The sequence below is a fragment of the Williamsia sp. SKLECPSW1 genome (genome assembly GCF_054332755.1).
Map to the genome: position 1 here is coordinate 2,621,858 of NZ_JBTGLI010000001.1, position 23,772 is coordinate 2,645,629.

Sequence of the window (23,772 nt, forward strand, 5' to 3'; positions counted from 1 at the left end):
GTTGCGATCTGTAGGCTTTACGCAACTCGACTTGCGATGGCGCCGTCCCACCTGCCGACCGAAACGAGCACGATCATGTCCGCACACGAGCACCACCAGGAGCGGCGAGTCCTCGCCTCGCGCCTGATGGCGTTCGCGACGGTCGCGATCATCGTCGCCAACGTCGCGGTCGGACTCGAGACCGCCCTCCTCGTCGCCCTCACCACCTCGGGCGGGCACCTCACCATGGGTTCCGGTGGTCAGAGCGTGGCAGGTCTGGTCTGGGGCCTGCTCGTGGGCGCCACGGTCGACCTCGTCGCCGCCATCGCCGTCCTGCGCCCCCACATCCGGTGGTATCTGTCCGGTGATCCCGCCGACAAGCGTCGTCGGCTCGCCCTGCAGCGCATGCCGGTGACCGGTGTGGTGGCGACCGGTGTCGGATGGGTGGCAGGCATCGTCGCCTACGCGGCCGTCGTCGGGTCCGCGCTGGACGCCATCGACCTGCTGGTCATCGCCGCCGCATTCGCGTTGGGCGGTGCGTCCTGCGGCGCGGCGACCTACATGATCTTCGAGCGCGTCGGGCGTCCCCTGGTGGCCGCTGCGATGCGGGACTCCCCGCCGCCGAAGCCCGTTCTGGGCATCCGTGAGCGGATGATCGTCCTGTGGGCCGCCGTCAGCGGCGTGCCCCTGGGCGGCATCGTCCTGCTCAACATCGGTCGCGCCATCGGCTGGGTCCCGCCGAGCGACACCGTCCTCGACATCCCCACCGTCGTGCTGGCCATCATCTGCCTGGCCAGCGGGGTCCGGGCGATCGCTCTGGTGAACCGGTCGATCACCGACCCGCTGCGTGACATCCGCGGGGTGGTGGAGCGCGTCGCCGACGGTTATTTCGACGCCCGCGTCGAGGTCTACGACTCCTCGGAACTCGGTGTGCTGCAGGACGGCTTCAACACCATGGTCGACGGGCTCGCCGAACGCGAGCGCCTGCGGGACCTGTTCGCACGACACGTCGGCACCGAGGTCGCCGACCGTGCCCTTCGCACCGACATCGGCATGCACGGATCGCAGGCCGAGGTCGGCGTGCTGTTCGTGGACATCGAGGGCTCCACACGCTTCGCCGAGTCGACCGATCCGGAAACCGTCGCGGCCAGCCTGAACCGCTTCTTCACCATCGTCGCCGACGTCGTCGGGCGTCACGAGGGCTTCATCAACAAGTTCGAGGGCGACGCCGCCCTGGCCGTGTTCGGCGCCCCGAACGCGGTCGCGGATCCGGCCGCCGCCGCGCTGGCCGCCGCTCGGGAGCTCGGCGCCGAACTCGAGGAGATCCACCCGCTGCGGGTCGGTATCGGTGTCTCGAGCGGTCGCGTGTTCGCCGGCAACATCGGCGCCGAGACGCGCTACGAGTACACGGTGATCGGCGACCCGGTCAACGAGTGCGCCCGCCTGGCCGACGTGGCCAAGCAGAGCCGTTCGAACGTGCTGGCCAGTGGTGCCGCCGTGGGATCGCTGGTGGGCGCCGAGGTCGACGAGGACGGCGAGGAGACCCCGATCGCCCAGCACGACGAGTACTGGGAATGGACGTCGATCGGCCACGTGACGCTGCGCGGTCGGGCCGCGCCGACGGAGGTCCACGCGCCGCTCGAGCTCGTCTCCGATTCCGACGGCACCTTCATCGACCTGGTCGACGGACTGATCCGTCGACCGCTGTCGATGCTCTGGGGCAAGCGGGCCTGACCCCGGCGTCCGGCGTCCCCACCCACCGCCGTCTGTTGGGCAGTAGGAACCATCTGTTGGGCAGTAGGAACCATCTGTTGGGCGGGCGGAACGTCGGCGCTGCCACAAACGCCCAACGAACGGTTCCTGCCGCCCAACGAACGGTTCCTGCCGCCCAACGAACGGGGTGGGAGGCAGCTCAGCGCCAGCCGAGCTCCGGGGCGACGTGGGTCAGGATCGACTCGATGACGTGGGCGTTGTACTCGACGCCGAGTTGGTTGGGGACCGTCAGCAGCAGCGTGTCCGCCTCGGCGATCGCGGAGTCCTGCGCGAGCTGCTCGACGAGCTTGTCGGGCTCGTCGGCGTAGGACCGACCGAACCGTGCGATGCCGCCGTCGATGTGGCCCACCTGATCGGATTCCTCACCGCCGCTGCCGAAGTACGCGCGGTCACGGTCGTCGGTGATCGCGAAGATGCTGCGGCTCACCGAGACCCGCGGCGTGAACGCGTGACCGGCGTTCTGCCACTCCTTGCGGAAGACGCGGATCTGCTCGGCCTGCAACTCGTGGAACGGCACACCCGTGTCCTCGGTGAGCAGCGTCGAACTCATCAGGTTCATCCCCTGCTGCGCAGTCCATTCCGCTGTCGCGCGTGTCCCGGCGCCCCACCAGATCCGCTCGCGCAGACCCTCCGAGTGCGGCTCCAGGCGGAGCAGCCCCGGCGGGTTGGGGAACATCGGGCGCGGGTTGGGTCGCGCGAAGCCCTGGCCCTCGAGACCCTGCAGGAACACCGCGGTGTGGCGACGCGCCATGTCCGCGTCGGTCTCGCCCTCGGCCGGCGCGTACCCGAAGTACTTGTATCCCTCGATCACCTGCTCCGGGGATCCCCGGCTGATGCCGAGCTGCAGTCGTCCGCCGGAGATCAGGTCGGCGGCACCCGCGTCCTCGACCATGTAGAGCGGGTTCTCGTAGCGCATGTCGATGACGCCGGTGCCGATCTCGATGCGCGACGTCCGCGCCCCGACCGCCGCGAGCAGCGGGAACGGCGACGCGAGCTGCCGTGCGAAGTGGTGCACGCGGAAGTAGGCACCGTCCGCGCCGAGTTCCTCGGCGGCGACGGCGAGCTCGATGGACTGGGTGAGCACATCGGCCGCGGACCGCGTCTGAGACTGCGGAGAGGGCGTCCAGTGCCCGAACGACAGGAAACCGATGTTCTTCATGGTCCCTATAATGGACCGCGGTCCGTTTGTATTCCAGTCGGCTCAGCTCGCGGTCGCGAAGAGCGCAGGGTCGACGTTGCCCCCGGAGAGCACGATCCCGACGCGGGCACCCGCAAACCGGTCCCGATGCCCGATCGCGGCGGCCAGGCCGAGTGCGCCCGTCGGTTCCACCACGAGCTTCGCCCGCGTCGCGAGCAACCCCATGACGTGTCGCAGGGCGTCGTCGTCGGCGGTGAGGACGTCGGTGACGTGCTCGCGGATGATCGGGAACGTGCGCTCGCCGACCCGGGTGGTCTGCGCGCCGTCGGCGATGGTCCGCGGAGTGGCGATCTCGACGATGTGACCCGACCGCAGCGACTGCAGCACGTCGTCGCCTGCGGCCGGTTCGACGCCGAAGACCTCGGTGGACGGCGACAGCGCGTTCCTCGACAGCAGTGATCCGCTGAGCAGGCCACCTCCGCCCAGCGGGACCAGCAGGACGTCGAGGCCCTCGACGTCGGCGAGCAACTCGGCCACGGCGGTGCCCTGACCCGCGATGACGTCGGGGTGATCGAACGGCGGGACGACCGATGCGCCGGTCCGATCGGCGATCTCCGCGGCGACGGCGACCCGGTCCTGGCTGTAGCGGTGGTAGGAGACGATCGTCGCGCCGTACCCCCGCGTCGCCGCGACCTTCGCCGCCGGCGCGTCATCCGGCATGACGATGGTGGCGGGCACGTCGTGCAGGCGGGCCGCGAGGGTCAGCGCCTGCGCGTGATTGCCCGACGAATACGCGAGCACCCCGGCGCGACGACGATCCGGGGACAGGCGGGAGACGGCGGTGTAGGCGCCACGGAACTTGAACGCCCCTGTGCGCTGCAGGTTCTCGCACTTGAAGAACAGCCGCGCACCGACAGCCTCATCGAGCAGCCGGGAGGTGATCACCGGCGTCCGGTGGGCGACGCCGTCCAGGGTCCTGGAGGCTGCGGCGACGGAGTCGTAGCTCGGGTCGGCGGTCATGACCGCAGCATAGGAGCGTCGCTTCCGCGTGTGACCGCCGACGAGCGCGCCGTCGGGTGCACACCACGCACGTACGATCGACACCGTGACCTGGAGCGCGCGCGACATCCCTGATCAGACCGGCCGGACGTTCGTGATCACCGGTGCCAACAGCGGCCTCGGAGCCGAGGCGGCCAAGGCCGTCGGCGCGGCGGGCGGGTCGGTGATCCTGGCCTGTCGGTCGACGGAGAAGGCCGAACCCGTCGCCCGCGAGATCGGCGCGAACGCCACCGTGGCCCGCCTCGACCTCGCCGACCTGTCGTCGGTGCGGGAGTTCGCCGACACCGTCGACTCGCTGGACGTCCTCATCAACAACGCCGGGGTGATGGCGGTGCCCAAGGGCCGCACGGCCGACGGTTTCGAGATGCAGATCGGGACCAACCACCTCGGTCACTTCGCGCTGACCGGGCTGCTGCTGCCGAAGATCACCGACCGGGTGGTGACGGTGTCGTCGTTCGCGCACGCTGCCGGGAAGATCGACCTCGACGACCTGAACTACGACCGTCGGCGCTACGGGCGATGGACCGCCTACGGCCAGTCGAAGCTCGCGAACCTGCACTTCGCGTTCGAGCTGGCGCGACGGCTGGGCCGGTCGGGTTCCACCATCTCGTCGATGGCCGCGCACCCGGGCTATGCGAGCACCAACCTGCAGTCGCACACGGAGTCGATCTACGACCGGGTGATGGCGGTGAGCAACATGCTCGTCGGACAGTCCGCCGCGGACGGTGCGCTCCCGGAGCTGTACGCCGCCACCTCACCCGATGCGGCGTCGGGTGCCTTCTACGGGCCGAAGAACCTGGGCGGTATGCGCGGCGCCCCCGTGATGACCAAGCCCCTCCCGAAGGCGCGCGACGAGTCCGTTGCGCAGGCGCTGTGGCTGACCTCGGAGAAGCTGACCGGCGTCACCTACGACATCTGAGCTGGGCTCCTAGAACACCCCGAGCGGCCGGAACTGCACGCTGATCCGGGGGCCGACACCGGTCACCTTCGGCACCGCGTGCTCCCAGGTGCGCTGGCAGCTGCCGCCCATCACCAGCAGGTCGCCGTGGCGAGACCACGAACCGTAGCGACGCGCCTCCACCTCGGGGGCGCAGCATCAGTGGGCGGGGCGAGCCCAGGGAGACGATCGCGACCATCGTGTTCTCGGTGCTGCCGCGGCCGATCGTGTCCCCGTGCCAGGTGACGCTGTCGGATCCGTCTCGGTAGCAACACATCCCGGCTGTCGCGAACCCCTCGGGCAGCTCGTCACGGTAGTGCTCGGTGAGCGCGTCGCGGGCGGCGTCGAGAACGGGATGGGGGAGCGGATCATCCTCGTGGTACGTGCACAGCAGTCGCGGCACGTCGACGACACGGTCGTACATCTGACGGCGTTCGGCGCGCCAGGGCACCTCGTCGCGCAGGAGGTCGAAGAGTGCGTTGGCACCGTCGATGAATCCGGGTCGGACGTCGACCCAGGCACCGGCGGTGAGTACCCGACGGCGGACGCTCGGCCCGAGTGCGGTGACGGTCGGCTCGGCGTCGTCGGCGGCGAACAACGACCCCTGGGTGCCTGCGGAGGTCATGCGGCAAGTCTACGCGCCGATCGAACGTGTGTACGAGCGATTCCCGCGATCCGATCCGCTCGCCGCGACCGATGTGACGGTCGCGGCAAGCGGGGACGGTCGCGGCAAGCGGGGACGGTCGCGGGAGGGCTGGTCGCGGGAGAGGGCTCGGACGGCGATGTGTCAGCGCGCGAGGCGACGCAGGCGCTCGATGCCCTCGTGCAGGACCTCGTCGCGCTTGGCGAAGGCGAAGCGGATCAGGTGCTGCCAGGGCTCGCGGCGATCGACGAACGCGCTGACCGGCACCGCCGCCACACCGTGGGTCACAGGCAGTTCACGACAGAGCGCCTCGCCGTCCTTGATGCCCAACGGGCGCGGGTCGGCGCACACGAAGAACGTGCCCTCGGTGCGGTGTACCCCGAATCCGATGTCGGTCAACGCCTCCGAGATCAGGTCGCGTTTGCGCTGCAGGTCCTTGCGGTTCGCCGCGACCCAGTCGATCTCGCTGTCGAGTGCGCCCGCTACGGCAGGCTGGAACGGCCCGCTGCCCACGAACGTCATGAACTGCTTCGCCGTCCGCGCGGCCGCGACCAGGCGTGCGGGACCGCTGAGCCATCCGACCTTCCACCCCGTCACGTTGAACGTCTTGGCGGCACTGGAGATCCGGACCGTGCGGTCCCGCATCCCGGGCAGCGACGCGATCGACCGGTGCTCGCGATCGTCGAAGACGAGGTACTCGTACACCTCGTCGCTGACCACCACGACGTCGTGCTCGACGCACTCGGCGGCGATGGCCGCCAGGTCGTCGTCGGAGAGGATCGACCCCGTCGGGTTGTGCGGGCTGTTGACGACGACCACGGCGGTCTTGTCCGTCACCGTGGCCGCCAGGGCGTCGCGGTCGAGGACGAACCCGTCGCCGTCGGCGACGAGCGGAACCGACCGACGGAACCCGCCGGCCATGGCGACCGCGGCCGCGTAGGCGTCGTAGAACGGCTCGATGAGCACCACCTCGCTGCCCGGTTCCACCAGCCCGACGATCGCCGCGGCGATGCCCTCGGTGGCGCCGACCGTGACGAGCACCTCGGTGTCTGGGTCGTAGTCGAGGCCGTAGGTGCGGGACTGCTGGTCGGCGACGGCCTGTCGCAGGGCGGGGACACCGGGGCCGGGCGGGTACTGGTTCGCGCCGGAGGTGATCGCCGCGCACGCGGCGTCCAGCAGCGATCGCGGCCCGTCGGTGTCGGGGAAGCCCTGCCCGAGGTTGATCGCGTCGTGGGCGAGCGCGAGCTGCGACATCTCGGCGAACACGGTGGTGGCGAACGGTGCCAGTCGTGCGACGGTGCTCATCGTCCCAGGCTGTCACAGGACCGGGGCCGCACCCGGTCGTAGGGTCGTCCCGATGACCGACCAGCGCGCAGCGCCCCGACGAGGTCGACCGCTGTCCGTCGCGGTCGGGGTGATCGTCGTGCTGCTCGTCGCCATCGCGGTGGTCGCGGTCGTCGGGGCGCGGGGGCCGGTGCGGACCTCCGCCGACGTGGCCGTCGGCGGCTGCGTGGTCGTCGCCGACCGCGGCAACGGGGCTTTCGCCGTGGACGCCGTCGGGTGCGCGGGCGACGGTGTGGCCTTCTACGTCTCCGATCGGCCGCGGGGCGATGCGCCCTGTCCGGCGGGCACGGGTGCGGCGTCGGTGGCCACCGACGTCCGCGTCGACCTCGGCGACGGTGGGACCGTGTGCCTGGTACCGAACCTTCGTCAGGGGCGCTGCTACCTGCTTCCCGTCGCCGACGACGGTTCCGGGATCCGTCGGGCAGCGCGGTACGAGCGCAAGGGCTGTTCCACCGTCGCGGGAGCATCGGACTCCCCGATCTACGCCGTCACACGACGATCGGACGGCGTGAGCGGCATCGACTGCCCGGCGGGGCAGCTGAGCTGGGGCACCGCCGATCCGCGCCCGATAGCCCTGTGTCTGACGCCGACGACGTCGCCCTGACGTCCGCCCGCCGAGGGCTAGGGTGAACCGCATGAGCGGTCCGCACGATGGCCCCGACGCGCAGGGCCGCACCCCTGACGACCACGGCCCGCAGGGTGCCCCGGATCCCGGTTCGCAGCCTCCGTCCTACCCGCCGCCGGGGCAGTACCCGCAGCAGCCCTACCCGCAGCAGCCGGGTGGCGCGCCGTGGTACGGCGGGACACCCGAGGCCGGTCGGCAGTTCCCCGGATCCCCGTATCCGGGTGGCCCCGCGTACCCGGGTGGAGCTCAGCACCCGGGTGGTGGAGCCCAGTACCCCGGAGGACCCGCCTACCCGGGCGGTCCCCAGTACCCGGGCGGTCCCGTATACCCGGGTGGGCCGCAGCAGGGGTTCCCGGGTGGCCCGCCGCCGTCGTTCCCGGTCGGCCCGCCGCCGTGGGGTGAGGAGCCGCCGCGCAAGCGGCGCTGGATCAAGTGGGTCGCCGTCGCCTCGGTGCTGTCGCTGGTGTTGATCGCCGCGGTCGTCGTCGCCGCGGTGTACCTCGACTCCCGCGAGATCAACGACATCGACGACGCCACGGTGGGCTCGTGCATCACCGTCTCGGGCACCAGTGACGCGGCGACGCCCCACAAGGCGAACTGCAGCGCCGACGATTTCAGCTTCTACGTGGGGCAGAAGGTGGGTCCCACCGCCCAGTGCGCCGACGACTACGCCCTGCACCTCACCCAACGCGGCAAGGGTCGGCTGTGTCTGACCCCCAACATGCGCCAGGGTAAGTGCTATACGCTGCCCGGTCAGTCCGGTTCGGTGACCGACTTCGACGAAGTCGACTGTTCGGCAACCGAATTCGCCATGTCGAAGACGGTGATCAAGGTGCAGCAGCGGGTGGAGTCGGCGGCACCCGGCGTGTGCAGCACCGGCGAACAACTCAGCTACCAGCGGCCGAAGCCGGTGAGCTACTGCGCCGACGTCGTCACATCCGGCTGAGCGAGATCAGCCGCCGATCGCCGGGCCGAGGAGGTCGTCGGCGTCGGTGATGCGGTAGGCGTAGCCCTGCTCGGCCAGGAACCGTTGACGGTGCGCCGCGTAGTCGGCGTCGAGGGTGTCGCGGGAGACCACCGAGTAGAAGTGCGCCTGCCCGCCGTCCTTCTTCGGACGCAGCAGGCGGCCGAGCCGCTGTGCCTCCTCCTGCCGTGACCCGAACGTCCCCGACACCTGGACCGCGACCGACGCCTCCGGCAGGTCGATGGAGAAGTTCGCGACCTTGCTGACCACCAGCGTCGACACCTCTCCGCGGCGGAACTGGTCGAACAGGATCTCGCGGTCCTTGTTCTTCGTCGACCCCTGGATCACCGGCGCGCCCAGAGCCTCTCCGAGTTCCTCCAGCTGGTCGATGTAGGCGCCGATGATGAGGGTGGGGGAGCCCTCGTGGCGGGCCAGGATCGACTTCACGACGTTGACCTTGGTGTGGGCGGTCGAGCAGAGCTTGTACTTCTCCTCCGCCTCGGCCACCGCGTACTGCAGCCGCTCGTTCTCGGTCAGCGTCACCCGGACCTCGATGCACTCGGCGGGAGCGATCCAGCCCTGCGACTCGATGTCCTTCCACGGGGCGTCGTAGCGCTTGGGTCCGATGAGGCTGAACACGTCGCCCTCACGACCGTCTTCCCGGACGAGGGTGGCCGTCAACCCGAGACGACGCCGCGACTGCAGGTCGGCCGTCATCCGGAACACCGGCGCGGGCAGCAGGTGGACCTCGTCGTAGATGATCAGACCCCAGTCGCGCGAGTCGAACAGCTCGAGGTTCCGGTACTCGCCCTTCGATTTCCGCGTCATCACCTGATAGGTCGCGATGGTGACCGGGCGGATCTCCTTGCGCTCACCGGAGTACTCGCCGATCTCCTCCTCGGTGAGTGAGGTGCGCGCGATCAGTTCGCGCTTCCACTGCCGACCGGCGACGGTGTTGGTCACCATGATCAGCGTCGTCGCACCGGCTTTCGCCATCGCGGCCGCACCGACCATCGTCTTGCCGGCGCCGCAGGGGAGCACGACGACACCCGAGCCGCCGTCCCAGAACGAGTCGGCGGCGAGCTGCTGGTAGTCGCGCAGCTCCCAGTCGTCCTGCTCGAGCTCGATCGGGTGGGCCTCGCCGTCGACGTATCCCGCGAGATCCTCCGCAGGCCAACCGATCTTGAGCAGCATCTGCTTGATGTGACCACGCTCCGAGGCGTGCACGACGATCGTGTCGTCGTCGATGCGCGCACCGAGCATCGGCGCGATCTTCTTGTTGCGCATCACCTCCTCGAGCACGGCGCGGTCGAGGGAGACGAGCGTCAACCCGTGCACGGGACTCTTCACCAGCTGGAGCCGGCCGAAGCGGCCCATCGTGTCGACGATGTCCATCAGCAGCGGCTGGGGGACGGCGTAGCGCGAATGCGACACCAGTGCGTCGACGACCTGCTCGGCGTCATGGCCGGCGGCGCGCGCGTTCCACAGGGCCAGTGGCGTCACCCGGTAGGTGTGGACGTGCTCGGGCGCGCGCTCGAGTTCGGCGAACGGCGCGATGGCGGCTCGGGCCTCCCCGGCCTGGGGGTGGTCGACCTCGAGCAGCAGGGTCTTGTCGGACTGGACGATCAACGGGCCATCGGTCACCCATCCATTGTCCACACCAGAACGACCTGCCCCGACCGGCGGCAGGTCTTCGCAGGTCAGTGCTCGTTCTCGAGCAACTCCACCGAGGTGATGCGGTGCAGGGAGTAGCGCTCGGGCTCGTCTCCGTCGGTCGCTGCGGTGACCAGTTGCCCCGCGCCGACGGTCGTGGGGACCACGACATGGCGGCTGGCCGACCCGTGCGCGTCGACGTATCCGATGCGGACCCGGCGTCCGGTGTGGGGACGAGGGTCAAATTTTCGCGCATGCACGAATAAGGGGAGGTCCCGCGATCGGCTCGGACGCTTGGGAAGGGCTATGACTCGATGGGTGCCGCACCGCAGGTCGTCGTATAGCGTCCTGGAATGGCCAAGTCCCCGAAGGTCCACGAACAGCACATCGCCGTCTTCGGCGAGAGCGGGTCGGGCAAGACTGTTTTGATTTCGTCGTTCTTCGGACCAACCCAGGAGGGGTCCTACAAGAACGATCTGTGGGATCTGCTCGCCGACGACGTTGGTCAGGGAGCTTTGCTGTACAAGATTTTCCTCGGTATGCGGGACAAAGCAGTGGTGCCGACACAAACCCGATTCAAAGCCACGACCTTTACTTTCTCGGTCAAGTTGAAAGGTGCAGACGACGACGCAGCGAAGAAGTCGCCAATTGATGTTCTAAGACTCGTTTGGCACGACTACCCGGGCGAATGGTTCGAATCCGAGCCCGGCCATGAAACGGAACGCGGACGACGCATCGACCACTTCCGCTCGCTGCTCAGGTCCGACATCGCAATCCTTTTGGTTGACGCCCAAAAGTTGATCGACCACCGCGGCGAAGAACAGCTGTACCTCAAGTCGTTGCTGTTTAACTTTCGCCATGTTCTTCTCCGACTAAAAGACGACTTGCTGAACGATGGCCCCATCGTCGAGTTCCCTCGGGTGTGGATTCTGGCGTTGTCGAAAGCTGATCTGTTGCCTGGCTGGGACGTCGACACCTTCCGTGACCTCGTCATCCTCAATGCCGCAGAGGATGTCGCCCACCTTCGGTCGACTCTCGCTGAACTTATCGACACCCCCGCGGCGCTGGCTATCGGCGAAGACTTCATGCTTCTGTCGTCCGCCAAGTTCGAGACCGAGCCTGACGGCCCGCGCGCGCTCGACATAAACGTGAAGCAGCGCGTTGGTCTCGATCTGATCCTCCCGGTGGCCTCGATCCTTCCACTAGAACGCCGCGTTCAGTGGAATGAAAAATTCGACATCCCCTTGAAGGTCCTGGACACGCTCGCCGACGGTGCCGAGTTTCTGGCCGCTGCTCTGGCCAAGGGCAAGTTCGTGCCGGTCGAAAAGCTTCTGGCGAGGTGGCCCAACGGAGGCAAAGTTGCCGCCAAGGCGCTGCCGATCCTTACGGAGGCAGTCAAATTGGCAGGCCCGAAACTGCAGGCGATGAACGTGCAGGCCCGAGCGCAGCACGACTATCTGCGAGCGACACTGACGCAGTTCAAACTGGACCTTGAGCGGGGTGTCGTCGACAAGGTGATCAGGAACCCGAAGTGACCGTGTTCAATACCGACAGCATGGTCTGGGCGACTCGGGGTCGCGCGTGGGGCTTTCGATTTTTGCTCGATGCTGGACTCAGCGACCCGCTCCCTGACTACGAACGCGCTTTGGCGGACCTCGGCGACGAGCCCGCTACGTGGCGTCGGCACGGCGAGCAAGTCGCTCTGCGGTTTCCGGATCCGCTGGGTCGCCGAGACTCGGCAGGCCGGGTCATTCCCCACGAGTTCGTCCTCTTCGGTGACCTCGCCGCTAGGGTTGATTCTGTCGAGGACGGTCTGAACACGGTGTGGCCGTTGGTGTCCGAAAAGTACGCGCAGGTCTGGGACGCTTCGGACCCGCCGGTCGGCTGACCGGCAAGGGTTCCGCTAATTCTCGAGCAACTCCACCGAGGTGATGCGGTGCAGGGAGTAGCGCTCGGGCTCGTCTCCGTCGGTCGCTGCGGTGACCAGTTGCCCCGCGCCGACGGTCGTGGGGACCACGACATGGCGGCTGGCCGACCCGTGCGCGTCGACGTATCCGATGCGGACCCGGCGTCCGGTACGCACGGCGAGCTGCAACAGGGCTGTCGCCGACTCCCCGCCGCCGGCTCGTACCGAGGACGACCCGCGGGCGGGGATCGCCGACTCCGCGGCATCGTGCGACCGCATGCGTTCGACGACGGCGGCCAGCCTGTCGGGGCCGATCTGGCCGGGTCGCCGGGTCGGTGCGCGCCGCGGACCCCGACCACCGGGCAGCCGGATCCCGTGCTCGCGCATGTCGACCAGCGCGCCGCTGGAATCCTCACCCGCCGGAGCGAATCCGGCCTCGCGAAGCTGCTCGAGAACCTGACGCAGCGGCGCCTGGGACACCGCGACCGTCGGCGCCAGGGCACGCAGCGCCAACGACTCGGCGACCGGCGCGGCGAGCACGGCCGCGAGCGTGGTCGCGTCCTCGCATCGCACGAACGACGACGCGACGCCCACCCGGAGCTGCCCGTGGCGTCGGGCGACGTCGGCGACGAGGTACTCCAGTGACTGGGGTACCGGCGTCCGGGAGTGCGCGGCGACGAACCCGGTGATCTCCGTGCCGGTGCGGCCGGTGTCGAGGGCGCGGCGCACCGAGTCCTCCGTGACGCGGTACACCGACGCGGCGCCGCCGGATTCGAGATCGGCGAGCACCGACAGCTCGTTCGCCAGCTCCGGCGTCAGCGGTCCCGGCACCGTGATCGTGAGGTCGGCCTGGGTGAGGAAGAAGTCGATCGGCTCGGGGAGCGCGGCGACCATGGCCAGCCGCAGAGTCTTGTCGACGTCGGACTCGGGGGCGGTCGGCCGGGGATCGCGGTCGATCGTCACGTCGAGCAGGGCGCGCCCCACCGACGACAACGCACCCCGCGCGACGACACCGACCATCCGCGCCTCGTCGAGCGTCGCCTCCACCGACCTGCGATGCAGGCGCCGCTGCCAGCGCGGATGCCGCCACGCGAGCAGCTCCATGAGTGAGTCGACGTCGACTGCGGTCCCCGGCTCGGCGCCGGCGAGCGCAGCGATCACCATGCGGCGTTCGAGCGGTGCGGCGACGTCGTGGAGGTCGCCGGCCAACGCCGGAGTCGCCGATCCCTCCGAGGTCGGCTCGCCGACCAGCCAGGCACGCCGGGGCATCGTCCACCACGCCTCGAGCACTGTCTGCCAGCGCTTCTCGGCCGGTTGGTGGATCCAGGTGTCGACGGCGGTGGTCGGCGCCCACACCGCCTCGCCGGCACCGATCGGTGGATCGGGGAAACCGTTGTCCATCAGGTGTGCCGCGGCGGTGACCTCGACGACGAACGACAGCAGGGTGGTGTCGAGGCCGGTGGTCTTGGCGATCCGCCGCAGCTCGCGCACGCCGAGTCCGCCCGACCGCAACACGGCCGCCGGGGTCGCGCCCAGGACGTCGAGGGTGTCGGAGACATGGCGGAGCAGTTCCAACGCCTCGCCCCCGGCGGCGGCGTCGACGTCTTTCACCCCGGCGCGGCGGCCGGTCGTGGCGACGGCGCCTCCGGCCGCCTGCAGCGGCGGCTCGCGCAGATCACGCGGACCGGTGGTGCGTTCGCCGCGGACCAGTGCGCCGACGACGGGTGCGAGCTCGACGGTCTGATCGTCGACGCGGGCGAGGAGGTCCAGCGCGAGCAGTCGGGGGACCGGGCGAGACGGCTCCGCACCGGGCGCCGCGTCGCGGGTCCGACCCAGCGGAGAACCCTGCGCCAGGGTCTCGACGAGTTCGCGTTCCCGGTCACCGAGGCCGTCGAGGCGGGCGCGTAACTCGTCGGTGTCGAGTGCGGCGAGCGGACCGGTGAGGTGCAGTGCACGACCGGGCAGCGCGGCGGGGGCGTGTGCCGCTGTCCGCAGCGCGTCGTCGGGTCCCCACACCAGGGCGCGGTCACGCAGGAGGCCGATCCGTGCCGTGATGTCGATCTCGTCGGCGCGGCCCGCCAGCTCCGACAGCACCTCGGCGGTGGTGGTCGTCCCGACGCCGGGCGCCTCGTCACCACGACGACCCGCCGCCCGCGAACACAATCGGATGATCTGTTCCAGCACCGCGACGCCGAGGAGGTCCAGGTCGTCGGCGACGAGGTTGATCGACGGTGCTGCGAGCGCACGCTGGGCCAGGACCGCGGTACCCGCGGGCGGCGGGCTCGCCAGATCGGGGCGCGCGGCCAGCAGCGCGACGAGAGCATCGTCGGAGCGGGCGGAGAGGTCGTCGGCGAGGGCGTCCGGCGTGGACACCGACGCCGGACGGCGTGCCTGCTCGGACGAGGTCATCTCAACGATCATAGGGAGACCCCCGCATGGCAGAATGGGCCCGTGGCCGAGAAGAGCAGCAAGAAGCATTACGTCGACAACGGGTGGCCCCAGAGCGACGACGGCGACCACGAGCACGCCGTCTCCGAGTTCGCGGCCTCCATCTCCGGCGCGCTGTCGCCGTTCGGGGAGACCGAGTTCCCGCTCCCGGTCGAGCAGCTGCCGTACGTGCACGCCAAGACCACGGTCAATCGCTGACGCCGTGACCGACCCGGCTCGTCGGCTGTCGCACGTCGACGCCGACGGCGCCGCCCGCATGGTCGACGTCGGCGCCAAGCCCGTCACCGACCGTGTCGCGGTGGCGGCCGGGACCTTTCGCACCACCCCCGAGGTCGTCGCGGCCATCGCCGACGGCTCCGTCGCCAAGGGTGACGTCCTCGCCACCGCGCGCATCGCCGCCATCATGGGCGCGAAACGCACCCCGGATCTGATTCCTCTCTGCCACCAGGTGGCGTTGTCGTCGGTGTCCGTCGACCTGCGCGTCGGGGACGACGCCGTCGAGGTGACCGCCACCGCCGCCACGGCCGATCGCACCGGTGTCGAGATGGAGGCCCTGACCGCCGTCGCCGTGGCCGGTCTGACCCTGCACGACATGGTCAAGGCACTCGACCCCCGCGCGAGCATGACCGACATCCGCCTCGTCGAGAAGCGCGGCGGGAAGCACGGTCGGTGGACGCGTGACTGACCTCGCCCACGTCGTCGTCGCCTCGACACGCGCCGCGTCGGGGACCTACCCCGACCGCACCGGACCGATCATCGAGTCGTGGTTGCGCGAGCGCGGCTACGACGTCCACGTCGACGTCGTCGCCGATGGGGAAGCCGTCGGCCGATCGTTGCGAACGGCGCTGGAGGCGGGCGCGGTCCTCGTCCTCACCACCGGCGGCACAGGCCTCACCCCCACCGACGTGACACCCGAGCAGACGCGTACCTTTCTGGACCGCGAGATCCCCGGTCTGGCCGATGCGGTGCGAGCTGCCGGCTCGGACCAGGTCCCGACCGCCGTGCTCTCCCGGGGTGTCGCGGGCATCGCGGGGACGACGCTGATCGTGAACCTCCCGGGCTCCACCGGGGGTGTCCGCGACGGGCTGGCCGTTCTCGACCCCGTCCTGGCCCATGCCGTCGACCAGATCCGCGGCGGCGACCACCGATGACCGGAGCCCGCGTCGTGCGGACCGTCGTCACCGACGAGATCCTGGATCCCGACGAGCACCAGCGACTCGTGGCCGACGACTCCGCCGGAGCCGTCGTCTGCTTCACCGGGGCCGTCCGCGACCACGACAGCGCGCGCTCGGTGCGCGCACTGCACTACACGGCCCATCCGAGCGCGCCGGATGTCCTCGCCGAGGTGGTCGGAGGCGTCGCCGCGCAGTCCGAGGGTGTCCGGGCGGTCGCGGTGTCCCACCGCGTCGGTGATCTCGCGATCGGCGACGTCGCGTTCGTCGTGGCTGTCGCGGCGGACCATCGTCGGGCGGCGTTCGAGACGTGCTCGCGTCTCGTCGACGACGTGAAGGCCGCCCTGCCGGTCTGGAAACACCAGCATTTCGCCGACGGCACCGACGAATGGGTCGGCTCGGCCTGATCCGGGATCCCCGCGGCCGCCGCACGGCTCGTCCACCTCGTCGAGTGGGCGGCTCCGGACGTCGGTTGGGCGGCTCCGGACGTCGACCGGGCAGTGTGACCGGGTTCGCGTGCCGGAAGCGCCCACTCGACGTCCGGAAGCGCCCACTCGACGTCTGGTAGCGCCCACTCGACGGGTGGGTGCGCGGAGGCGCGGGAATGGAATGGGAATCAGACGGGAATGGAAAAGGACCCCGCACGGACCTGAGGTCTCGTGCGGGGCCCTTCGTCTGTGAGGCCCTACCGGATCACCGGGGTGATCACTGGAAAGGGATCAGATCCTTGTTCTGGTTGAACAGGGCGATCTGGTCGGCGGTGAGCTGCAGGCCGCTCTTCTTGGCCTGCTCCCAGAGCCCGACGATCGCGGGATCGATCTTGCCCTTCTCCTGGGCGCTGGTGACGATCTCGTCGACCTGCTTCTTCACGTCGTCGGTCGTCTTCGCGGCCTGATCCTTCACGTCCTGCACGGTCGGCAGCTGCGGGGCCTTGGGCAGGTCGGTCGGGGCCGTGCGCGGGGTCGGGGCGCCGAGGCCCGTGCCGCAGACGGGCCATGCGCCCTTGCCCTGGCCGGCGAGCACGCGCTCGGCGACCGTGATCTGCTGCTCCTTGGTGGCCTGGTTCGCAGAGGGTGCGAACTCGGTGCCGCCGTGGCCGGCCCAGGTGCTCGGGCTGAACTGCAGACCGCCCTGGTAGCCGTTGCCGGTGTTGATGGCCCAGTTGCCGCCCGACTCGCACTGGGCGACCTGGTTCCACTGGGCGTCGGTGGCCGCGGAGGCTGAACCGACACCGAAGAAGGCGCTGGCGCCGCCGCCGATGACGGCGGAGGTGAGAACGACCTTGGCGGCGGTGCGGGTGGCGGAGGACTGCTTGCGATGACGTCCGGACATGAGTTGCTGTGTTTCCTCTCCCCACGCGCCTGCGAGGTGAGCTGTCGGGTTCGGGCTGAGAGGTTGCCCGGCTCCGCATCGCGGAGCTTCACCCCAAGGGATCGGATGCGTCGTGTCGCGTCCGGCCCGATCCTCGTCGACTCCGTCCACCGTGTGGTGTCCGTCGGCGAGGTGGGTCCCCCGTCCTCGTTCCTGAAGTCTGGTCTGACGTGGTCCCGTCCGTGGAACGAGGTTCGGCGCGATGAACGGGACCTGTGCTTGTGGCGACCACTGCTGTGGCCGTCACGGACGCTACGTCCTCACGCGCCTGGAGTCATACCTTCGACGGACAAACGATCTCGCGTGTCAGGGCTGTGTATCGGCTGTGTGTCGGCGTCCGTGCAGGTGACGGCGTCGATACCCGTCCTGTGTCCGTACCGTGACCGCATCGTGATGTGAAGAACCTCACAGTTCTCGCGACACGCTGCGGGAAGAATTCCCGTGTGGGCGGACCGAATGAGGCCGTAGAGATTGTGGCGCACCCGAATTCGCACTCCGGATGAGTCGGACACGCCGACCCCGTCAGCGCTCGGTCGGACATCGTCAGCCGCCGGCGAACGGCGGGAGAACCTCGATCACCGATGCCCCGCTCAGCGGCACGTCGTACTCACGGACGACCACCGAGTCGCGCAGGAACGAACTGCGTTCGAGGACGCGCGCCAACCCCGGGTGGGCGTCACCCAGGCGGGCGCAGAGCTGCGTGAGCGTCGTCGACGGATCCACCTCGAGCACCTCCGAGGCCAGGCCCGCGGCGGCCTCGGCCGCGGCGAAGTAGCGCACCTGCAGCGACAAGACCCGCGGTGCATGGTCCGCGGTCATCCGCCGATCGCCGACATCGGACGGTCCGGCTGGAGGAACGACGGGTCGTTGATCGCGTGACCGGGCAGTTTGCCCCACGAGGCGACCCGCCAGGCCTGCGCGACGGCCTCGTCGTCGGCCCCGGAGCGCAGCAATCCGCGCAGATCGGTCTCGACCGTGGAGAACAGGCAGGTGCGTACCTGACCGTCGGCGGTGAGCCGAGTCCGGTCGCAGTCGCCGCAGAAGGGCCGGGTCACCGACGCGATGATCCCGACGCGCGCCGGGACGGTGTGTCCGTGACGGTCGACGGTGGTGTGGCCGTCGACCAGCCAGGTCTGCGCCGGAGAGGCGCCGCGGGGCTCCGGGTCGGCCACGAGGTCGAAGTCACGCGACAGCCGCTCGTGGACCTGCGCGGCGGTCACCATCCGCGACCGCGACCACGCGTGGTCGGCGTCGAGGGGCATCTGCTCGATGATGCGCAGCGAGTACCCGTGTTCCAGGCACATGCGGAGCAACGCGGGCGCGTCGTCCAGACCGCCGTCGGGGGCGAGGACGGCGTTGACCTTCACCGGACGCAGTCCGGCCTCGTGTGCGGCGGCGAGGCCGTCGAGGACGTGGTGGAGCCGATCGCGCCGGGTGATCGCGGCGAAGCGCTCACGGTCGAGGGTGTCCAGGGAGACGTTCACACGTCCCACGCCGGCGTCGGCGAGGGCCTGCGCGTGCCGCCGCAGCGACAGCCCGTTGGTCGTCAGCGAGACCTCGGGGGCGTTCGGCAGGTCACGCACCGCGCCGACGATGTCGACGAGATCGCGGCGCAGCAGGGGCTCGCCGCCGGTGAACCGCACCGCGCCGACCCCGAACCGCGTGACGGCGATCCGGATGAGTCGCACCATCTCCGACGCCGACAGCAGCGCGGAGTCGGGCAACCAGTCGAGGCCGTCGGCGGGCATGCAGTACGTGCAGCGCAGATTGCACCGATCGGTCACCGAGACACGCAGGTCCCGGGTGACACGTCCGAACGTGTCGGTCATCGGACCGGCGGTCGGCATCCCCGTGACGTCCGTCGGTCGTGGAGGCGCCGCGACGGGCATCCCCAGGCCGGTGGTGGTCATCACCCCAGCGTAGACGTCTCCGTGCGGGTCTCCAGGGCACGGAAGGTGCTGGCGTGGAACACCAGGGGGTCGACCGACGGGTCGGCGTCGAGCGCCTCGATGCGCAGGAGCACCAGCACGTGGTCGCCTGCGGGCACCTCGTCGTAGACGGTGCAGTCGAGCAGCGCCGCCGCGCCGGGGACGAAGATCGACCCGGTGTCGGCGACGAGCGGGGTGAACCCGTCGAACCGGTGGTCGGCCGGGCCGGCGAGCCGGGTGCACAGGGCCTCCTGGTCCGCGGCGAAGACGCTGAGCCCCAGGCTCGGCGCCGACCGGAGCCGGGGCCACGTCGTCGACGTGTGCTGCACGCACAGCGAGACCAGTGCGGGCTCGAGCGAGACGGTCGCGAACGAGCTGGCCGCCATCCCGACGGGTCGACCGTCGATCTCGGCGCAGGCACCGACGACGCCCGACGGGAAGCAGCTGTAGGCGCGTCGCAACGCCGTGCCGTCGGTCGCGGGCTGCAACGTGTCGAGGGCGCGAGGACTCACCGCTGCACCTCACCGTCGTCGGAGCCGCCCGGCGTTCCTGTCTGCCGACGACCCGACCGCAGCGCGAACACGACGGCCAGGACGAACCCGATGGGCAGGCCCAGCGTCGCCGCGTACACCCACACCGGGGCGCGGACGCCGTCGTCGAGGGCCGGCACCGCGAACATGGTGACGGTGGCGATCAGACCGATCGCGAAGAAGGCGAGGGCGACGTGCAGGAGCCGGTCGCCGTGCTGTTCGGCCATGATCAAACGGTAGAGCAGCATCGCGGCGCCCGGCCATCCGCGGGGCGGCCCGCGCCGCTGACGAGTACGGACTTTCCGCCCGCGCGCGGTAGAATGGGACATCGATGCGTCCTCCGAGGGGACTTCCGGTCTTCTCGGATGGGCGCATTCGTCATGAAGCGATCGCGATCAGAGTTGAAGGTGACACGGTGCCGACCGGCAAGGTGAAGTGGTACGACGCGGAGAAGGGCTTCGGCTTCCTCTCGCAGGACGACGGCGAGGACGTCTACGTCCGTTCGAGCGCCCTGCCCGGCGGTGTGGAGTCGCTCAAGCCCGGCCAGCGCGTCGAGTTCGGCATGGCCGCGGGTCGTCGCGGGCCGCAGGCGCTGTCGGTGACGATCCTCGACCCCGCGCCGAGCGTCGCCAAGAACCACCGTGAGGCGGCTCGGGAGGCTGCCAAGCGGCACACCCCCGACGAGCTGCACGGGATGGTCGCCGACCTCATCACCTTGCTCGAGGCGAAGGTCCAGCCCGATCTGCGCAAGGGTCGTTACCCGGATCGCAAGACCGCACAGCGGATCTCGGAGGTCGTCCGCGCCGTCGCGCGCGAACTCGACCACTGACCGCTGCGGTCGTCCGCGTCAGGAGCGGCGTGCCGGCACCGCTGTACCCGGTGGCAGGGTGTTGATCGACCAGAACGCCCGCGTGATCGGCAGACCAGACGTGTCGACGCGACTCGACGGCAGACGCACCTCGATGGTGCTGAGCACCGCGTCGGGGGTGGAGCGGGCGGTGAACGAGAACTTCTGGTTCGGCCCGAAGAACTGCGGCGCCCGCTGCTCGAAACCAGTGGGCGTCAGGTACTCCAGGGTCAGCACCCACGGCGCCGCCGCGATCGCCTTGCTCACCGACACCAGCACGCTCTGGCCGGCCGGGACGGCCAGACGCTTGGCGAACGTGCCGGGCTCGCCCTGACGGCAGCCGGTGAGGTCGATCTCGCAGTAGATCGTCGGCTCCACCCGGACGAGGTCCTTGCCCGTGGTGGCCTGCACGTACGGGGTCTCCTCGAACCCGTCTCGGGTGAGGAACCACACCGACACGGCGACGACGACCGCTGCGACGACGATCACCGCGCTCGCGACCAGTCCGAACTTCTTCTCGCCTCGCGTCAGCGAGCCCACGTGCGCTCCTCCCGATCACCCTGGGTGCCGACGGGGATGCCCCCCGTCGGCATGGCCTGGTCCGGGCGACGACCACCCAGACCGGGGACCAGTGTCCCGCCCCGGTCGGTGACGATCGTCTGCGCGGCACCGACGGCCATGATGACGGAGATGGCTGTGAACCCGATCCAGAGGGTCGGTGGCATGAGGACGCCGAACGCGGCACCGACCACCCAGCAGAGCTGCAGGACGGACTCCGATCGGCCGAACGCCGAGGCACGGGACTCGTCGGGCAGATCGTCCTGGATGGACGAGTCGAGACAGACCTTCCCGATCGCGCTGGTGCCCGACGCGACGAGAGCCGCCAGGGCCGCGAGGACGATCGAGCCGAAGACCGCGGCGAGCACGCACACGGCGAGGCTGGCCACCGTCGCGGCGACGACGATCCGTTGCGGGTTGCGCAGCTCGAGGCGTGTGCCGGTGGCGTTGCCGACGAAGTTGCCGATCCCCGCGGCGGCTCCGACCGACCCGATGAGCGCCAGCTGCACCCAGCCTGAATGGTTGCCCTGGTTCGATTTCGCGTAGAACGCGATGTACAGCGTGAGGAAACCGGTGAGCACGCGGATGGTGCCGTTGCCCCACAGCCCCGTCAGCACACGGCGTCCCAGTGGCTGACGCATCGTGGCCGCGAGGGCGGCGGCGGTGAAGGCCTTCTTCTGCTGCTGGGCCGGCGGTGTCTGCGGTTCGCCGTGGTAGCTCAACGTCGTCGGGATCTCGCCCTCGGTCGACTCGACCCATCCGGGGATCCGCATACAGGCGTACGACGCGACCAGCGCGAGGATCAGCAGCAGGACCATCGCACCCGGGAGGTGCAGCGGCAGAACACGTCCCAGAGCCGTCTCGAACAGCGCCGCGAGCGCACCGCCGACGATGGTCCCGCCCACCAGGCCCCACGTCGTCAGTCGCGAGTTGACCCGGACCAGGTCGATCGACGGGGGCAGTACACGCGGGGTGACGGCGGATTTCAGCACGCCGAACGACTTCGACAACACCAGCAGGCCGAGCGCGCTCGGGTAGAGCACCCACGGGTCGTAGGTGAGTTGGTTCGACGCCGAGTCCCAGCCCGAGTTCGACATGATCAGCAGCGCGAGCAGTGCCCGCAGCGCGAACGTCGTCGCCATGGCGATCCGGCGGCCCCGCTGCAGCCGATCCAGCATCGGCCCGATGAGCGGCGCGATCAGTGCGAACGGCGCGATGGTCAGCGCGAGGTAGAGCGCGACCTTGCCCTTGCTCTCGGCGCTCGCCGCCGCGAAGAACAGCGTGTTGGCCAGCGCCACGGTCATCGCGGCGTCGACGGCGTAGTTGAGGATCACCGGCAGGGTGAGCGCCGTCAGCCCGGAGCGATCGGCGCCGTCGGCGGTGGCGGCGCGCCACACACGTCCGACACCCTTCGACGTGAGCTCGCGCCCACGGAACGCCGCCACGCGGGTGACGGTGAGCTTGCGGGGCATCGCGCGCCCGTCGAGACCGGTCGGCGGCGGACCCGCGCCGACGTCGAGGCCCTCGTCGGCCACGGGAGGTGCGTCGATCGGGTCGAGGTGGGGATTGCGGGTCGGCGGCGGGCGGTAGGCGTCGGCCTTGGACACGCCCCGCCGGAAGCCCCCGCGGGACGGCGGTACCCGACCACCCCGAGGGACGGTCGGCTCCGAGTGCCCGTCGACGGGGTAGTTCACCGCGCCGGGGTGTTCCTCGGGACGTCGTGGGGCGCCGGGCATCCGGCGGGTGGCGTCACCACCGCGGTCGCGCGCGTCGGGACGCGCGCGCCGGTGCGCGTCCGCGCGTCGGTCGCCTGGCCGGTTCATCGGGTCCATTGTTCCCTATCGCGCGGGGCCGTCGCACCACGCCACGCGGCGCGATGACCTGGTCGCACACACCACCCGCGGCAGCAGTCAGGGGTGCGGATACGGCAGACTGGAGGGTGTGGACACCGATGTGACCGATCCCCGCACGACCGACCCGCAGGCGACGTCGCCCGCGGGTGACGAGATCGCGGACGCGGCGACGACCACGGACGCCGCTCCCGCGGGCGGCGAGGCAGTCGCCGACGAGACCGCGACACCGGTGGCCGACGCACGTCCCGAGATGGATCCGGAGGTCCGGGCGCGGCTCGAGGCGCAGGTCGCCGCCGCCGTCGACATCGCCCGGGAGGCCGCCGTGGCCGTCGGTGAGGACTCGGTGGGGGAGCACCTCGACGCGGTCGTCGAGGGCGAGTGCACCGTCACCCACTACTTCTCCGCCGACCTGACCGGTTACCGCGGATGGGTCTGGTGCGTGGTCCTCGCCACCTGCCCGGCCGAGGACGACGCCGACTCGGTCGTCACCGTCAGCGAGGTGGCCCTGCTGCCGGGCGCCGACGCGCTCACCGCGCCCGACTGGGTGCCCTGGGCCGAGCGCATCGCGCCGGGCGACCTCGGGCCCGGTGACGTGCTCGCCGCACCCGCCGACGATGCGCGCCTGGTGCCCAATCACCTCGACACCGCAGAGCTCGAGTCGACCGGTCTCCTGGACGAGGCGTCCGACATCCACCTCGCGCTCGGTCTCGGCCGTCGACGGGTGCTGAGCCGCGAGGGGCGCGACGACGCCGCCGAACGCTGGTACACCGGCGAGCACGGACCGGACAGCGAGATGGCTTCGGCCACGCGCCTGGCGTGCGGCACCTGCGGCTTCTACCTGCCGCTCGCAGGCAGCCTGCGTGTCGCGTTCGGCGTGTGCGCGAACCAGTACGCCGCCGACGGCCAGGTCGTCTCCGCCGAGTTCGGTTGCGGCGCACACTCCGATTCGGTCGCTCCCTCCGGCGAGGGCTCACCCGCCTACGACGCCTACGACGACGGCGCGGTCGAGGTCGTCGCCGCCGCCGACACCCCACGCGACTGAAT

Annotated in this window: 24 protein-coding genes, 1 pseudogene and 1 riboswitch; of the genes and pseudogenes, 12 read left to right on the top strand and 13 right to left on the bottom strand. The window is 70.1% G+C overall.

Annotation, left to right across the window (positions count from 1 at the left end; genetic code table 11):
• Window positions 1-75 precede the first annotated feature (75 nt).
• Entirely contained in the window at window positions 76-1,713 is a 1,638-nt protein-coding gene (locus ACXVUM_RS12310) for an adenylate/guanylate cyclase domain-containing protein (RefSeq protein ID WP_458522066.1), read from the top strand.
• 178 nt (window positions 1,714-1,891) lie between these two features.
• Here the strand turns inward: ACXVUM_RS12310 and ACXVUM_RS12315 are convergent, their stop codons facing one another.
• Both ACXVUM_RS12315 and ACXVUM_RS12320 read right to left on the bottom strand, forming a co-directional pair.
• Window positions 1,892-2,911 (bottom strand): LLM class flavin-dependent oxidoreductase, encoded by a 1,020-nt coding sequence (locus ACXVUM_RS12315; protein ID WP_458522067.1) that lies wholly within the window; start codon window positions 2,909-2,911, stop codon window positions 1,892-1,894.
• A 42-nt stretch (window positions 2,912-2,953) separates the two neighbouring features.
• Entirely contained in the window at window positions 2,954-3,910 is a 957-nt protein-coding gene (locus ACXVUM_RS12320) for a threo-3-hydroxy-L-aspartate ammonia-lyase (RefSeq protein WP_458522068.1), read from the bottom strand.
• A gap of 76 nt (window positions 3,911-3,986) precedes the next feature.
• Here ACXVUM_RS12320 and ACXVUM_RS12325 point away from each other — a divergent pair, with 76 nt between their 5' ends.
• Complete coding sequence (locus ACXVUM_RS12325) at window positions 3,987-4,868, top strand: oxidoreductase (RefSeq protein WP_458522863.1); 882 nt, start codon at window positions 3,987-3,989, stop codon at window positions 4,866-4,868.
• Window positions 4,869-4,877: 9 nt separating this feature from the next.
• On the opposite strand, the pseudogene ACXVUM_RS12330 reads toward ACXVUM_RS12325, so the two are convergent.
• Both ACXVUM_RS12330 and ACXVUM_RS12335 read right to left on the bottom strand, forming a co-directional pair.
• Window positions 4,878-5,511: pseudogene (locus ACXVUM_RS12330) on the bottom strand (alpha-ketoglutarate-dependent dioxygenase AlkB).
• A 162-nt stretch (window positions 5,512-5,673) separates the two neighbouring features.
• Window positions 5,674-6,834: a pyridoxal phosphate-dependent aminotransferase gene (locus ACXVUM_RS12335; RefSeq protein WP_458522069.1), complete on the bottom strand. Its 1,161-nt coding sequence runs from the start codon at window positions 6,832-6,834 to the stop codon at window positions 5,674-5,676.
• A 52-nt stretch (window positions 6,835-6,886) separates the two neighbouring features.
• Between ACXVUM_RS12335 and ACXVUM_RS12340 the strand changes: the two genes are divergently transcribed.
• Both ACXVUM_RS12340 and ACXVUM_RS12345 read left to right on the top strand, forming a co-directional pair.
• On the top strand, window positions 6,887-7,477 hold the full coding sequence (locus ACXVUM_RS12340) for a hypothetical protein (RefSeq protein ID WP_458522070.1): 591 nt from the start codon (window positions 6,887-6,889) through the stop codon (window positions 7,475-7,477).
• A gap of 31 nt (window positions 7,478-7,508) precedes the next feature.
• A complete protein-coding gene (locus ACXVUM_RS12345) occupies window positions 7,509-8,444 on the top strand; it encodes an LppU/SCO3897 family protein (RefSeq protein WP_458522071.1) in 936 nt (311 codons plus the stop codon).
• A gap of 6 nt (window positions 8,445-8,450) precedes the next feature.
• Here the strand turns inward: ACXVUM_RS12345 and ACXVUM_RS12350 are convergent, their stop codons facing one another.
• Window positions 8,451-10,106, bottom strand: coding sequence for a DNA repair helicase XPB (locus tag ACXVUM_RS12350; protein WP_458522072.1), 1,656 nt, complete (start codon window positions 10,104-10,106; stop codon window positions 8,451-8,453).
• Between the two features lie 362 nt (window positions 10,107-10,468).
• On the opposite strand from ACXVUM_RS12350, the gene ACXVUM_RS12355 reads away from it, so the two are divergent.
• Window positions 10,469-11,650, top strand: a complete 1,182-nt coding sequence (locus ACXVUM_RS12355; RefSeq protein ID WP_458522073.1) for an ATP/GTP-binding protein — start codon at window positions 10,469-10,471, stop codon at window positions 11,648-11,650.
• A complete protein-coding gene (locus ACXVUM_RS12360) occupies window positions 11,647-12,003 on the top strand; it encodes a hypothetical protein (protein ID WP_458522074.1) in 357 nt (118 codons plus the stop codon). Before ACXVUM_RS12355 ends, ACXVUM_RS12360 begins: the two co-directional genes overlap by 4 nt.
• 15 nt (window positions 12,004-12,018) lie before the next feature.
• On the opposite strand, the gene ACXVUM_RS12365 is transcribed toward ACXVUM_RS12360, so the two are convergent.
• Window positions 12,019-14,430 (bottom strand): helicase-associated domain-containing protein, encoded by a 2,412-nt coding sequence (locus tag ACXVUM_RS12365; RefSeq protein ID WP_458522075.1) that lies wholly within the window; start codon window positions 14,428-14,430, stop codon window positions 12,019-12,021.
• A gap of 42 nt (window positions 14,431-14,472) precedes the next feature.
• Here ACXVUM_RS12365 and ACXVUM_RS12370 point away from each other — a divergent pair, with 42 nt between their 5' ends.
• The 4 genes from ACXVUM_RS12370 to ACXVUM_RS12385 are packed head-to-tail and all read left to right on the top strand — an operon-like array spanning window position 14,473 to window position 16,048.
• Window positions 14,473-14,667 (top strand): hypothetical protein, encoded by a 195-nt coding sequence (locus tag ACXVUM_RS12370; RefSeq protein ID WP_458522076.1) that lies wholly within the window; start codon window positions 14,473-14,475, stop codon window positions 14,665-14,667.
• 58 nt (window positions 14,668-14,725) lie between these two features.
• Complete coding sequence (moaC, locus tag ACXVUM_RS12375) at window positions 14,726-15,154, top strand: cyclic pyranopterin monophosphate synthase MoaC (RefSeq protein WP_458522864.1); 429 nt, start codon at window positions 14,726-14,728, stop codon at window positions 15,152-15,154.
• Complete coding sequence (locus ACXVUM_RS12380; protein ID WP_458522077.1) at window positions 15,147-15,620, top strand: molybdenum cofactor synthesis domain-containing protein; 474 nt, start codon at window positions 15,147-15,149, stop codon at window positions 15,618-15,620. The genes moaC and ACXVUM_RS12380 overlap by 8 nt, the downstream gene beginning before the upstream one ends.
• Window positions 15,617-16,048: a molybdenum cofactor biosynthesis protein MoaE gene (locus ACXVUM_RS12385; protein ID WP_458522078.1), complete on the top strand. Its 432-nt coding sequence runs from the start codon at window positions 15,617-15,619 to the stop codon at window positions 16,046-16,048. The genes ACXVUM_RS12380 and ACXVUM_RS12385 overlap by 4 nt, the downstream gene beginning before the upstream one ends.
• 298 nt (window positions 16,049-16,346) lie before the next feature.
• On the opposite strand, the gene ACXVUM_RS12390 is transcribed toward ACXVUM_RS12385, so the two are convergent.
• The 5 genes from ACXVUM_RS12390 to ACXVUM_RS12410 form a co-directional block, all read right to left on the bottom strand.
• Window positions 16,347-16,973 (bottom strand): transglycosylase family protein, encoded by a 627-nt coding sequence (locus tag ACXVUM_RS12390; protein ID WP_458522079.1) that lies wholly within the window; start codon window positions 16,971-16,973, stop codon window positions 16,347-16,349.
• Between the two features lie 10 nt (window positions 16,974-16,983).
• Window positions 16,984-17,110: riboswitch (cyclic di-AMP (ydaO/yuaA leader) on the bottom strand.
• Between the two features lie 445 nt (window positions 17,111-17,555).
• Window positions 17,556-17,831, bottom strand: a complete 276-nt coding sequence (locus tag ACXVUM_RS12395) for a MoaD/ThiS family protein (RefSeq protein WP_458522080.1) — start codon at window positions 17,829-17,831, stop codon at window positions 17,556-17,558.
• Entirely contained in the window at window positions 17,828-18,922 is a 1,095-nt protein-coding gene (gene moaA, locus ACXVUM_RS12400) for a GTP 3',8-cyclase MoaA (protein ID WP_458522081.1), read from the bottom strand. The genes ACXVUM_RS12395 and moaA overlap by 4 nt, the downstream gene beginning before the upstream one ends.
• Window positions 18,922-19,452, bottom strand: a complete 531-nt coding sequence (locus ACXVUM_RS12405; protein ID WP_458522082.1) for a flavin reductase family protein — start codon at window positions 19,450-19,452, stop codon at window positions 18,922-18,924. The genes moaA and ACXVUM_RS12405 overlap by 1 nt, the downstream gene beginning before the upstream one ends.
• Window positions 19,449-19,697 carry a hypothetical protein gene (locus ACXVUM_RS12410; protein ID WP_458522083.1) on the bottom strand — a complete coding sequence of 83 codons (249 nt, stop codon included), beginning with the start codon at window positions 19,695-19,697 and terminating at the stop codon, window positions 19,449-19,451. The genes ACXVUM_RS12405 and ACXVUM_RS12410 overlap by 4 nt, the downstream gene beginning before the upstream one ends.
• Window positions 19,698-19,885: 188 nt before the next feature.
• On the opposite strand from ACXVUM_RS12410, the gene ACXVUM_RS12415 reads away from it, so the two are divergent.
• Window positions 19,886-20,299, top strand: coding sequence for a cold-shock protein (locus tag ACXVUM_RS12415; RefSeq protein ID WP_458522084.1), 414 nt, complete (start codon window positions 19,886-19,888; stop codon window positions 20,297-20,299).
• Window positions 20,300-20,317: 18 nt separating this feature from the next.
• On the opposite strand, the gene ACXVUM_RS12420 is transcribed toward ACXVUM_RS12415, so the two are convergent.
• Entirely contained in the window at window positions 20,318-20,857 is a 540-nt protein-coding gene (locus ACXVUM_RS12420) for a DUF2771 family protein (RefSeq protein ID WP_458522085.1), read from the bottom strand.
• Window positions 20,845-22,698: an MFS transporter gene (locus ACXVUM_RS12425; RefSeq protein WP_458522086.1), complete on the bottom strand. Its 1,854-nt coding sequence runs from the start codon at window positions 22,696-22,698 to the stop codon at window positions 20,845-20,847. Before ACXVUM_RS12425 ends, ACXVUM_RS12420 begins: the two co-directional genes overlap by 13 nt.
• 280 nt (window positions 22,699-22,978) lie before the next feature.
• On the opposite strand from ACXVUM_RS12425, the gene ACXVUM_RS12430 reads away from it, so the two are divergent.
• Complete coding sequence (locus ACXVUM_RS12430) at window positions 22,979-23,770, top strand: DUF3027 domain-containing protein (RefSeq protein WP_458522865.1); 792 nt, start codon at window positions 22,979-22,981, stop codon at window positions 23,768-23,770.
• Window positions 23,771-23,772 lie beyond the last annotated feature (2 nt).